14 protein-coding genes are annotated in these 11,605 nt (G+C 69.7%); 11 read left to right on the top strand and 3 right to left on the bottom strand.

Features of this window, described 5'->3' with window-relative positions; genetic code table 11:
* Positions 1–74: 74 nt before the first annotated feature.
* The 4 genes from BLT97_RS19745 to BLT97_RS19730 all read left to right on the top strand — a co-directional run bounded on the left by BLT97_RS19745 (position 75) and on the right by BLT97_RS19730 (position 1,695).
* Positions 75–449 carry a VOC family protein gene (locus BLT97_RS19745; RefSeq protein ID WP_093612214.1) on the top strand — a complete coding sequence of 125 codons (375 nt, stop codon included), beginning with the start codon at positions 75–77 and terminating at the stop codon, positions 447–449.
* Positions 450–462: 13 nt separating this feature from the next.
* Positions 463–813: an ArsR/SmtB family transcription factor gene (locus BLT97_RS19740; protein WP_093612023.1), complete on the top strand. Its 351-nt coding sequence runs from the start codon at positions 463–465 to the stop codon at positions 811–813.
* The gene (locus tag BLT97_RS19735; protein WP_093612021.1) at positions 810–1,289 is read left to right on the top strand and encodes an SRPBCC family protein; all 480 of its coding nucleotides are present in this window, start codon (positions 810–812) and stop codon (positions 1,287–1,289) included. Before BLT97_RS19740 ends, BLT97_RS19735 begins: the two co-directional genes overlap by 4 nt.
* A gap of 184 nt (positions 1,290–1,473) precedes the next feature.
* Positions 1,474–1,695: a DUF397 domain-containing protein gene (locus tag BLT97_RS19730; RefSeq protein ID WP_093612212.1), complete on the top strand. Its 222-nt coding sequence runs from the start codon at positions 1,474–1,476 to the stop codon at positions 1,693–1,695.
* A 155-nt stretch (positions 1,696–1,850) separates the two neighbouring features.
* Here the strand turns inward: BLT97_RS19730 and BLT97_RS19725 are convergent, their stop codons facing one another.
* Complete coding sequence (locus BLT97_RS19725; RefSeq protein ID WP_176953830.1) at positions 1,851–2,363, bottom strand: ATP-binding protein; 513 nt, start codon at positions 2,361–2,363, stop codon at positions 1,851–1,853.
* A 275-nt stretch (positions 2,364–2,638) separates the two neighbouring features.
* On the opposite strand from BLT97_RS19725, the gene BLT97_RS19720 reads away from it, so the two are divergent.
* The 3 genes from BLT97_RS19720 to BLT97_RS19710 all read left to right on the top strand — a co-directional run bounded on the left by BLT97_RS19720 (position 2,639) and on the right by BLT97_RS19710 (position 5,804).
* A complete protein-coding gene (locus BLT97_RS19720) occupies positions 2,639–3,502 on the top strand; it encodes a helix-turn-helix domain-containing protein (RefSeq protein ID WP_093612017.1) in 864 nt (287 codons plus the stop codon).
* Between the two features lie 131 nt (positions 3,503–3,633).
* On the top strand, positions 3,634–5,091 hold the full coding sequence (locus BLT97_RS19715) for an aldehyde dehydrogenase family protein (protein WP_093612015.1): 1,458 nt from the start codon (positions 3,634–3,636) through the stop codon (positions 5,089–5,091).
* 164 nt (positions 5,092–5,255) lie between these two features.
* The gene (locus BLT97_RS19710) at positions 5,256–5,804 is read left to right on the top strand and encodes a DinB family protein (RefSeq protein WP_093612013.1); all 549 of its coding nucleotides are present in this window, start codon (positions 5,256–5,258) and stop codon (positions 5,802–5,804) included.
* A 91-nt stretch (positions 5,805–5,895) separates the two neighbouring features.
* On the opposite strand, the gene BLT97_RS19705 is transcribed toward BLT97_RS19710, so the two are convergent.
* Together BLT97_RS19705 and BLT97_RS19700 are read right to left on the bottom strand one after the other, a co-directional pair.
* On the bottom strand, positions 5,896–6,483 hold the full coding sequence (locus BLT97_RS19705) for a hypothetical protein (protein ID WP_093612011.1): 588 nt from the start codon (positions 6,481–6,483) through the stop codon (positions 5,896–5,898).
* 70 nt (positions 6,484–6,553) lie between these two features.
* Positions 6,554–7,285, bottom strand: a complete 732-nt coding sequence (locus BLT97_RS19700) for a bleomycin resistance protein (protein ID WP_093612009.1) — start codon at positions 7,283–7,285, stop codon at positions 6,554–6,556.
* A gap of 70 nt (positions 7,286–7,355) precedes the next feature.
* On the opposite strand from BLT97_RS19700, the gene BLT97_RS19695 reads away from it, so the two are divergent.
* The 4 genes from BLT97_RS19695 to BLT97_RS19680 all read left to right on the top strand — a co-directional run bounded on the left by BLT97_RS19695 (position 7,356) and on the right by BLT97_RS19680 (position 11,399).
* A complete protein-coding gene (locus tag BLT97_RS19695; protein WP_093612007.1) occupies positions 7,356–8,006 on the top strand; it encodes a PadR family transcriptional regulator in 651 nt (216 codons plus the stop codon).
* 120 nt (positions 8,007–8,126) lie between these two features.
* Positions 8,127–9,071: an ATP-binding cassette domain-containing protein gene (locus BLT97_RS19690; RefSeq protein WP_093612005.1), complete on the top strand. Its 945-nt coding sequence runs from the start codon at positions 8,127–8,129 to the stop codon at positions 9,069–9,071.
* On the top strand, positions 9,068–9,907 hold the full coding sequence (locus BLT97_RS19685) for an ABC transporter permease (RefSeq protein ID WP_093612003.1): 840 nt from the start codon (positions 9,068–9,070) through the stop codon (positions 9,905–9,907). Before BLT97_RS19690 ends, BLT97_RS19685 begins: the two co-directional genes overlap by 4 nt.
* A 271-nt stretch (positions 9,908–10,178) precedes the next feature.
* Complete coding sequence (locus BLT97_RS19680) at positions 10,179–11,399, top strand: sialidase family protein (protein WP_143041352.1); 1,221 nt, start codon at positions 10,179–10,181, stop codon at positions 11,397–11,399.
* Positions 11,400–11,605 lie beyond the last annotated feature (206 nt).

The following is an 11,605-nucleotide window of genomic DNA, read 5'->3' as shown; positions in this document are numbered from 1 at the left end:
AATCCCCACCGCTTGATGCGTAGGAAATCCCCTACGTTTGACGCGTAGGGATTTCCCTACCTATCGTGGAGGGCATGACCATCACCCACGCCTCCTTCATCACCGTCCCCGTCACCGACCAGGACGCCGCCCTGCGCTTCTGGACCGAGACCCTCGGCTTCCAGGTGACCGCCGACCGGCAGATGCCGCCCGGCCGCTGGCTCCAGGTCGCCCCCGAGGGCGCCCAGACCGTGCTCACGCTCTCCGGGCCGGGCATGGGCGGCTTCACGCCGGGCCAGACGCAGGGGATCATGTTCGTGACGTCCGACGTCGACGCGGACGTCGAGCGCCTGAAGTCCGCCGGAGTCGATGTGACCGGTCCCGACCCCATGCCCTGGGGGCGGATGGCCGGCTTCAGGGACCCCGACGGCAACGGCTTCATGCTCCTTGCGGAGCACCCCAGCGCCTGACCGAAGGACCGAAGTGGCCAGTTCCCCGACGAGCACCGCCCTCGAGGACCGGATCTTCGCCGCCCTCGCCAACAGCACGCGCCGCGAGGTGCTCCGCCTCCTGCGCGAGGAGGGGCCGCAGGCCGTGCAGGCGCTCGCGGACCACTTCGACATGGCGCGCCCGAGCCTCTCGGAACACCTCAAGGTGCTCCGGGAGGCCGGCCTGGTCTCCGAGGAGCGCCGGGGCCGGCAGCGCATCTACCGCCTGGAGGCCGCGCCGCTCGCCGACGTGCAGGACTGGCTCCATCCGTACGAGCGGTTCTGGCGCGACAGGTTCAAGGAGCTCGGCAGTCTGCTCGACCGGCTGCCCGACGATGAGGCATGACCACACCCCCGTACGAGCAAGAGGCCGCGGACGACGACGGTGATCTCACCACGATCCGCGTCGCCCAGTTCCTGCCGCACCCGCCCGCCAAGGTCTGGCGGGCGCTCACCGAGCCCGAGTTGATCGCCCAGTGGATGATGCCCGGTGACTTCCGTCTGGAAGTGGGGCACCGCTACACGATGACCGCGCTGCCGCGGCCCAACACCGAGTTCTCCGGGACGGTGGCGGCCGAGGTGCTCGCGTACGAGACGGAGCGGATGCTGGCCGTCCGCTGGCAGGACGCGCGGCGTCCGGATGCCGCGGACTGGACGATCACGTGGACGCTGGAGCCGGAAGGCCGCGGGACGCGTCTCTTCCTGGTGCACGAAGGTTTCGACCCGGACGACCCGGCCCAGCTCATGGCGCGCAAGATCATGGGCGGCGGCTGGCGTTCGTCCGTACTCGACGCCTTGAAGGCCGTGCTCGCGGCGCTGTGACGGCGCCGTGGCGCGTGCGCCAGGGGAGCGCTCCCGGGGCTGTAACCAGGTGCGCACCCCGCGTGCACGTGCATCTGCCCATGCAAGTGCAGGTGAACACGGCTATGATCCGGGACAGTTGACCGCACCGCATCATCAGTCTCAGTGCCAACGGGAGCAACTTGTGGACCACGCGTACAACGGTATGGCGGCCACAGAGCTCGACGGGGTCGTCTGGCAGAAGAGCCGGCACAGCAACTCGCAAGGCGCGTGTGTGGAGTTCGCCCGGCTGTCGGAGGGGCGGGTGGCGGTCCGCAACTCGAACTTCCCCGACGGGCCCGCGCTCGTCTACACGCGCGCGGAGATAGAGGCGATGCTGCTCGGCGTGAAGGACGGCGAGTTCGACCACCTGATAGCGGGCGCCTGACGCAGCACGAGGGCCGGGCCGCCCGATCGGCGTCCCGGCCCCAACTCCCTTGCGGGCGGCGGCTCTTCTGCGTGTCCGAACTACTCGGGCCGCAACAGCCGCTCAAGCAGCTCCGGCCGCACAAGCCGCTCAAGCAGCTCCGCCGCACCAGCCCCTCAGGCCGACGGCTGTTCGGCGCCGTCGAGCCGGAACAGCGCCCACACCACCTTGCCGCCCAGCGTCCCCGCGAGCGGGTGCCAGCCCCAGCTGTCGGCGAAGGAGTCGACGAGGAACAGCCCTCGGCCGCACTCGGCCGAGAAGTCCTCGTACGCTTCCGCCTCGCGCGAGACCGGGCTCTCCTGGCTGGGGTCGCGCACCGCGCACACGAGCCGCGAGCTCCAGCGCATCAGGTGCAGCCGCACCGGTGCGGTGTCTTCGCGGACGGTGTCGGCGGGCAGGGCGTGGCGCAGAGCGTTGGTGACGAGTTCGGAGACCACCAGGGCGACGTCGTCGAAGCGCTCGTCCAGCTGCCACTCGTCGAGGGTCCTGCGGGTGAACTGCCGTGCCCCGCGCACCGCTTCGTAGCGGGCGGGCAGGGCCACCGAGGCCGCGCTGGACACCGCTGAGGGGTCGATGGGGGGAAGCCCCTGCCGTAACGGCTCGAGCATGGTCGATCCATTCGTCCCCATGCGAGGCACTCCCGGTTCCGCGGCCGTAGCGATGTTGCGGTGGTGCGCGCGCCCATCGTTCCGAATGCGTACGGCGGATGCAAGGGCAGATGCACGTGCACGTGCCGGAGTTGGACCTTCAAGTACCGGTTGTTGCTTATTTCTTCCTGCGTATTCTTTCGTAGTCGTTCTGTGAGAGTCCTGTTTCTGTAACCAGATGAGTACGCGCAGAAGCGTTTAATGGCAGACTTCGGCTCCTGTGGGAGCCCGGAGGGGGCTTGGGAGGGTAGAAGTCAGTGACGGCTGGGGAGTCGAGCGGCTCAGTGGTGCGGCGCATCCTGCTGGGGTCGCAGCTGCGGCGCCTGAGGGAGTCGCGCGGGATCACCCGCGAGCAGGCCGGCTACTCGATCCGTGCCTCCGAATCGAAGATCAGCCGCATGGAGTTGGGACGGGTGAGCTTCAAGGCGCGGGACGTGGAGGATCTCCTGACGCTGTACGGCGTCACGGACGAGGCCGAGCGGGGGCCCCTGCTCGATCTGGCCCGCGAGGCCAACCTGGCGGGCTGGTGGCACAGTTACTCGGACGTGCTGCCCGGCTGGTTCCAGACGTATGTCGGTCTGGAAGGCGCCGCCTCCCTCATCCGCGCGTACGAAGTCCAGTTCGTGCACGGCCTGTTGCAGACCGAGGCGTACGCGCACGCGGTCGTCACGCGCAATGCGGACAAGATCAGCCATGCCGAGGTGGAGCGCCGCGTCGCCCTGCGCCTGGAGCGACAGAAGCTGCTCGTCGACGAGCGCGGCCCGCAGCTGCACTTCGTGCTCGACGAGGCCGCGCTGCGCCGCCCGTACGGCGACCGCTCGGTCATGCGCGGGCAGTTGGAGCATCTGATCGAGGTCTCGGAACGGCCGAATGTCACCCTTCAGGTGATGCCGTTCAGCTTCGGCGGCCACTCCGGGGAGTCCGGCGCCTTCGCTCTGCTGCGCTTCCCCGAATCGGACCTTTCCGACGTGGTCTACCTGGAACAGCTGACCAGCGCCCTGTACCTCGACAAGCGCGAGGAGGTCGCGCTGTACGAGAAGGCCATGGAGCGGCTCCAGAAGGACAGTCCGAATCCGGACCAGACCCGCGATCTGCTCCGTGGTCTACTCCAACTGTCCTGAAACACAAGTACGATGACGGGCTATCAGGATCTGTCGTACGTGCTCACCAGGCGCCCGGCAGTGATCGCACAGCTGTGACAGCAGAGCAGTGATGTGACGTGACGTGACAGCAGAGCAGTGACAGGGGTCGCATGTCCTTCTTCACCGACCTGGGCCGGCAGTACATCGACGGTGCGTGGCGTACGGGCAACGGCTCGTGGGACATCATCGACTTCAACCCGTACAACGGGGAGAAGCTCGCCGCCATCACCGTCGCCTCGCGCTTCGAGGTCGACGAGGCGTACCGCGCGGCCGAGCGTGTGCAGAAGGACTGGGCGGAGACCTCCCCGTACCAGAGACGAGCCGTCATCGAGCGGGCCCTTGCGATCACCGAGGAGCGCGAGCCGGAGATCGTCGAGGCGATCATCGACGAGCTCGGCGGCACCCGGCTCAAGGCGCACTACGAAGTGCACATGGCCAAGGAGTTCCTGCGCGAGGCCATCCAGCTCGCGCTGATACCCGAGGGCCGCATCATCGCCTCGCCCACGGCCGGCAAGGAGAACCGGCTCTACCGGATCCCGGTCGGCGTCGTGGGCGTCATCAGCCCGTTCAACTTCCCGTTCCTGGTGACCCTGAAGTCCGTGGCGCCGGCGCTCGCGCTCGGCAACGGCGTGGTGATCAAGCCGAACCAGAACACCCCGGTGGTCGGCGGCGGCCTGATCGCCAAGATCTTCGAGGACGCGGGCCTGCCGCCCGGCCTGCTCAATGTGCTGATCACGGACATCGCGGAGATCGGCGACGCGCTCATCGAGCACCCCGTCCCGAAGGTGATCTCCTTCGCCGGTTCCGACCGCGTCGGCCGGCACGTCGGGGCCGTCACGGCCGCCCACTTCAAGAAGGCCATCCTCGAACTCAGCGGCAACAGCGCCCTGGTGGTGCTCGACGACGCCGATGTGGACTACGCGGTGGACGCCGCGGTCTTCAGCCGCTTCGTCTACCAGGGCCAGGTCTGCATGGCGGCCAACCGCATCCTGGTGGACCGCTCGCTGTGGGAGGTGTTCACCGAGAAGTTCCTCGCGCGCGTACGGGCGTTGAAGGCCGGCGACCCGCGCGACCCCGACACCCACATCGGCCCGGTGATCAACGAGTTCCAGGCCGACGCGCTCTCCGCCCTGGTCAAGGAAGCGCTCGACGAAGGCGCCACCGCGCTCCTCCAGGGCCGCACGGTCGGCAACCTGGTCGAGCCCACCGTCCTGACCGGCCTGCCCGCCGACTCTCCGATCCTGCGCCAGGAGATCTTCGGCCCGGTGGTGCTGCTCGTGCCCTTCGACGACGAGGAGCACGCGGTACGGATCGCCAACGACACCCCGTACGGCCTCAGCGGCGCCGTGCACACGGCCGACGTCGAGCGCGGCGTCCGCTTCGCCAAGCGCATCGAGACCGGGATGATGCACGTCAACGACGGCACCGTGCACGACGAGCCCTTCGTCGCCTTCGGCGGCGAGAAGCACTCGGGGCTCGGGCGCCTGAACGGGGACGCGACCGTCGAGGCCTTCACCACGCAGAAGTGGATCTCGGTGCAGCACGGGCGCAGCGAGTTCCCGCTGTAGGAAGCGGGTGCAGGAGCGGGTTCCCTTTGTAGTCGTTACGTGGCGGTGGACAACTAGGACAGCGGCTGACCGCAAGGGTCCGTAGCGTGGTCTCTGTCAGCAGGAGACAGGCGCTGCGCGAGCCGCACGCCCACGTACCAGGCGCTGCGAAAGGCGGACGGACCATGGTCACCCACGTATCGGCAGAGGCCCACGGCGACGAGCGCGGCGCGCTGCTCGCCTTCATCGAGGAGGCCCGCGGCGGGATGCGCCGCTCGGTGCTCGGCCTGAGCGACGAGCAGGCCTCGTCCAAGCCCAGCGCCAGCGAGCTCTCGCTCGCCGGGCTCGTCAAGCACGTCGCCGAGGTCGAGCAGGGCTGGATCGCCAAGGCGAAGGGCGAGCCGGAGCGCGTGCAGCGCGACGAGTCGAACTGGCACGAGTGCTTCACGCTCGTCGGCGAGGAGACGGTCGCCTCGCAGCTCGCGTACTGGAAGCAAGTCGCCGACGAGACCGAGGAGTTCTTCCGCTCGGCCCCCGACCTGAACGCCACCTTCGCGCTGCCGGACGAGCCCTGGTACCCCAAGGACGAGCGCGTCTCCCTGCGCTGGGTGGGCCTCCACCTCATCCGCGAGATCAACCGCCACGCGGGCCACGCCGACATCATCCGCGAGTCCCTGGACGGAAAGTCGGCCTGGGACCTGGTGGCGGAGGAGAGCGGCCAGAGCTGGGGTTAGGCGCGCGCTCCCGCGCGGGTCAGCGCTGGGGTTGGGCGCGTGACCCCGCGCGGGTCAGAGCTGGGGTTCGGCGTGTGCGCCCCCGCGCGGGTCAGAGCTTTCCTTCGAGCAGTACGGTGCGGTGGCCCCCGAGCCGGCGCGAGAACTCCGCGAGGAACTCGGGGCGCAGCTCGGGCCAGTTCCAGAACGTGAAGCCGAGCCGGCCGAAGGCGAAGTAGTCATCGGCCCAGCGCCAGGTGTGCACGGGGGCCGTGCGACCGCAGGAGGGGCACGCGACGGGCTCGTCGTCCCCGTCGGCCCAGGAATGCACCGCGTCCGCGAACAGCTCCCAGTTCCCCTCGACGGGCATCCAGCGCTCGTCGACGAAGGGCACCTCCGTCGCGCAGTGCGGGCAGGTGACGGCCGTGGGCTCGCCCTGCCCGGCGTCGAAGACCGTGCGCTCCACGGTGATGTGCAGCCCGTTGCTCCACAGGGCGGCGAGCCCGGGGTCCGGCTCCACCACGGCTTCGGCGTACCGCGGCCCCGGCGCGTGCCCGGCGTCGGCGCCCAGGACGCAGTCGGTCCGCTCCGCCACGACGTAACCGTCCGCGATCAGCCAGTCGAGCAGGCCCGCCGCGAGCTCCTGTGCCTCCTCCGCCGTGGCCTCGGTGTCGACGATCGTCCGGAACCAGTCGCCCATGCTCTCCCCCTCGGGTGTACGTGCCTGCGTACGGTACGCGTCACCACCGACAACCGGCGGGCAGCCGCCGCTAACTGCTCCCGAGATCCGCGAGCCGTGCCAGCTCGTCGCGCACCGACTCCCTTTCAACGCCGCCGAGTTGAGCCGCGACGGACTCCGCCTCCGTACGCGCGGCACGGGCCCGCTCCTCGTCCCCGAGCCGCAGCGCCACATCCACCCGCAGCACCAGCAGCCTCAACAGCTGGACGGGAGTGGGCTGTTCGTCCGCCATCCCCAGCACCCGGTCGATGATCTTCGCCGCCCCGGCCGGGTCCTCCTTGGAGTCGGCGAACAGCGAGGCGTTGTGCAGCGCCCGCGCGAACGTCTCCTGCGGGGCGGGCCTGTGCCGCTGGTCCTCGCTGATCTTCTTGCCGATCCGGATGCAGTTCCCGCCCGGGTCCGTCATCAGGAACTGCCGTACCCCGTACGACATGTCCTTGAGCGTGCCGATCCGCGGCAGCCCGCGGGTGGGGATCCTCCCGTACGCGGCCTTGAGCCCGGCACGGAAGGCCTCGTACAGCTCGTCGACCTCGTCGGTCAGCACGTAGCAAGTGCTGTACGAGGCCTGCGGATCGTGCGCCTTCAGGCCGAAGAACTGCAACTCGATGTCCCCGTACGCGACGACGGCGAACGGGTTCGGGCTCTTCTGCTGGAAGGTGATCTCGAAGCCGAGCGCCGAGTAGAAGTCGAGCACCGGCTGGAGGGTCCGGCAGGGGAGGATGGGGATCGTCCTGGCACGCGCCTGCTTGGTCTTCGCGGTCATACGGGTAGCCTAGTCAAAGTTGAATAGAACGTATCGGTGCTGGGAGGCACTCGACTGAAAGGACCCGTGCATGTCCGGCCCCTCCGCGATCCGTCTGCTCGTCCTCGGCGCCGTCCGCATGCACGGCCGCGCCCACGGCTACCAGGTGCGCAACGACCTGGAGTTCTGGGGCGCCAACGAGTGGTCCAACGCCAAGCCGGGCTCGATCTACCACGCGCTCAAGCAGATGGCGAAGCAGGGCCTGCTGCACGCGCACGAGGTCGCGCCCTCCACGGCCGGCGGCCCGCCGCGCACCGAGTACGAGGTGACCGAGAAGGGCACGGAGGAGTACTTCACGCTCCTCAAGGAGTCCCTGGTCGCCTACGACCAGAAGATGGACGTGCTCTCGTCCGCGATCGGCTTCATCGTCGACCTGCCCCGCGAGGAGGCGGTGGCCCTCCTGAAGAAGCGGGTCGAGGCGATCGAGGAGTGGCGTGCCGGCGTCCTGGAGCACTACATCCCCGAGGACGGTCCCGGCCAGCTCGGCCACATCGGCGAGATCATGCACCTGTGGGTGCACTCGGCCGACGCGGGCGCGGAGTGGACGCGGGGCCTGATCGAGCGGATCGAGGGCGGGGCGTACACGTTCTCGGGCGAGGGCGAGCCGTTCGTCGGCGTGCTCGCCGAGGACCAGGAGAACCCGTATGCGACGGGTGAGGTGCATCCGGGGGACCGGGAGTAGGGCTGCGCCTGGCGCCACCGCGGAAATCTCCGTAATCAAGTTTGACTAATGCTCGGGACGGGGAGTACCTTCGTGCGTCTAGTCAAGTTTGACTAATGTGCGGGCGGAAGAAGGAGGCTCATGACCGACGCGATCACGGTCGAAGGCGTACGGAAGACCTACGGGGCGAGGAAGGCCCTGGACGGCCTGGATCTGACGGTCGCCCGCGGCACCGTGCACGGCGTGCTCGGGCCGAACGGAGCGGGCAAGACCACCGCCGTGCGGATCATGGCGACCCTGCTGCGGCACGACGAGGGACACGTGCGGGTCGCGGGATACGACGTCCGTACGGACGCGGACGCGGTACGGCGGCGGATCGGCCTGCTCGGGCAGCACGCCGCCGTCGACGAGGACCTGAGCGGCCGGCAGAACCTGGAGATGTTCGGGCGGCTCTACCACCTCGGTGTGCGCCGGGCCCGGGCGCGGGCGGACGAGCTGCTCGGACGCTTCGGGCTCGCGGACACCGGGAGCAAGGCGGTCAAGCAGTACAGCGGCGGCATGCGGCGCCGGCTCGACCTCGCGGCCTCGCTGATCACCGACCCCGAGGTCCTGTTCCTGGACGAGCCGACCACCGGTCTCGATCCGCGGGCGCGCGGCGAGGTGTGGGGCGCGGTGCGTTCGCTGGTCGGCGGCGGTACGACGGTGCTGCTCACGACCCAGTACTTGGAGGAGGCCGATCAACTGGCGGACCGTATCTCCGTGATCGACGAGGGGCGGGTCATCGCGGACGGCACCTCGGACGAGCTGAAGGCCAAGACGGGCGGCGACCGGATCGACGTGGTCCTGCATGACTCGGCCCAACTGGCCGCCGCCGCAGTGCTGTTGCCGGGCGAGGCCTCGGTGGACGAGGACCGGCGGATGGTGAGCGCCCCGGTCGCGGACCGGATGGCGGCGCTCACCCAGGTCGTACGGGCGTTGCAGGACGCCGGGATCGAGGCCGAGGACATCGCGCTCAGGCGGCCGACGCTGGACGAGGTGTTCCTGGACCTGACCGGACGCGGCACCGAAGTGAAGGAGGACGCATGAGCACGACGACGTTCGAGGCCGTGGAGACCGGTGCCGGATCCGCCGGCGGTACGCGGCTGGGCTGGGCGCTCGCCGACTCCTGGACCATGACCCGGCGCGAGCTGCTGCACTGGGCGCGCCAGCCTGTGCAGGTCGTGGTGGGGCTGGCCTTCCCGGTGATGCTGCTCCTGATGTTCGGCTATCTGATGGGCGGCGGCCTCGGTATCGAGGGCAACTACCGCGAGTACCTCGTGCCGGGCATGTTCGCGCTGACCATGGCGTTCGGCCTGGACGCCACGATGGTCGCGGTCACCCAGGACCTCAACAAGGGTGTGGTGGACCGCTTCCGCTCGATGCCGATGACCAACGGCGCGGTCCTGGTGGGTCGTTCGGCCGCCGACATGCTCCAGTCCCTGCTGTCCCTCATCATCCTGATGGGCGTGGGGCTCGCGGTGGGCTGGCGCTGGCACGGCTCGTTCGCGGCGGTGCTCGGCGCGATGGGGCTGCTGCTGCTCCTGCGCTTCGCGATGCTGTGGATGGGCATCCACCTCGCGATGGTCGCGGGCAAGCCGGAACTGGTGATGGCCGTGCAGATCCTGGTCTGGCCGGTCAGCTTCCTGTCCAACGCGTTCGCGACCCCGGAGTCCATGCCCGGCTGGCTGGGCGCGGTGGTCGAGTGGAACCCGATGTCGGCGACGGCCACGGCGGTACGCGACCTGTTCGGCAACGAGGGTGGCGTCTCGACGGCGTCCTGGGCCTCGGAGCACGCTTCGCTGCTCGCGGTGGTGTGGCCGGTGGTGCTGGTGGCGGTGTTCTTTCCGCTGGCGGTGCGGAGGTTCGGGCGGTTGAGCCGGTGAGGGTGCCAAAGCCCTCCCTCCTGTGGAGATAGCCCTCCCTCCCGTGGACAAAGCCCTCCCACCCGGGGGAACCGCCCCGCTCAAGCCTATCGGCGGCCACTGACAACGGGCCTCGGGGCCTGGTCGGCACCCGCCGACACCCTGGTGTGGCCACCTCCCGCTCCCCGTACGGGAATTGCTGCCCGAGAAGGGGAACCTCGACCCGGCCTGCGGTGTATCAGAAGTACCTGCCGGCCGCCCGATGCGGCCGGCACCGCAGGCCGGGGGTGCCATGAACTGGGTATACGGGCAGCGGGCGGTGGTGGCCGCGCTGAGTGCGGCCGCCCTGCTCGTGGTGGGGTGCAGCTCCGCCGAAGGAGTACGGGACGGAGGGAAGGGGCCGTCCGGCTCGGCAGGCGCCTCCGCGGCACCCAGGGGCGAGAGCCCGCCGCGGATCCCCTCCATGACGGGACTGCCCGGCTGGGCGTACAGCCTGGGCTTCGCCTCCGACGGTTCGGGCTTCGCGCTGATCGCGCGTTGTCCGAACGAGGACGAGGAGCGGGAGCGGGGCACCGGATGCGTCCACAAGGGAGCCGTCCTCGACCACGGGGCGAAGACCTGGCGGGTGATCGATGTGCCCGTGCCCGACACCAAGGACGACTGGGGCGTGACCTCCGACCTCATGCTGATCGGCCCGGGACGTGCGCTGATCACCGAGGGCCTGGCAAGCGTGGACGACCGCACGTGGTTCACGAAGGACGGCGGGCGCACCTGGCGTGAGAGCACGACGAAGGTCACCGGCACCGCGGCGGCCGTGCCCGCGGGATCCCGGCTGGTCGGCCACTGCGACCGCTGGGACAAGGAGCCCGACGGGAACGAGATATGCGGCCGCTCCCGCCTCGCCACCGTGCTGCCCACCACCGGCGAGTACCGCGCCCTGGCCTCCCAGCCGCCCCTGGCCGGCTATGTCCAGCCCGCGGGGGAGACCGGCCGGCTGTTCTTCGCCTCCGGAGAGTCCCGGGAATCCGGCAGGCCCGCGCTCGCCGTCAGCGCGGACCGGGGCCGCACATGGACCGTGTCGGAGCCGCCGAAGGCGAACCCGAAAGGCTGGGGCTTCGATGTCGTCTCCAGCCGTGCGGGCCTCTTCGCCCTCGAGCGGGGTCAACTGCCAGCCGAGGAGACCGTGAAGAACGGGCTGCTCGCGATCTACGCGAGCAAGGATGAGGGACGGACCTGGCAGCGCGTGTGGGCCTTCCGTTCGGGCATCGAGCCGCGGTCGGTGCTGGGCGCGGTGGCGGCCGACGACGGGTCCCTCACGGTCTACGGCGAGAGCGGTGCCTGGACCAGCGCCACCGGCGGCCGCACCTTCCGCCCCGGCGAGGGCTCGACCGGCCCCGCGGGATCGGCGCACGAGACTCCGCTCGGGTGGCTGTGGAGCGACAGCTACGGCAACGGCACGTACCGCATATCGAAGGACGGGGTGCGCTGGCACACCTTCCAACTGACCGATTAGGGAAGGGGATTGCGGAGCGCGCCGGCGGGCTCTTCCTGCCGGACGCGTTGCGGAGCCCGTCGCCTCATTCGTGTCGGATGCATTGACACAACCCCGCGCCGCCCCGAAGCTACCGACCGGTCGGTACCCCTGGTGTCGGTGGAGCGGGAGGCAGGCGTGGCGGAGCAATCGGGCACGAAGGCACATGGCGGCAGAACCAGGAGGGC

The sequence above is a fragment of the Streptomyces indicus genome (assembly GCF_900100315.1).
In the GTDB taxonomy this organism is placed as follows: domain Bacteria; phylum Actinomycetota; class Actinomycetes; order Streptomycetales; family Streptomycetaceae; genus Streptomyces; species Streptomyces indicus.
Note: the sequence above shows the minus strand (reverse complement) of the source record. Positions and strands in the feature narration are given on the sequence as shown.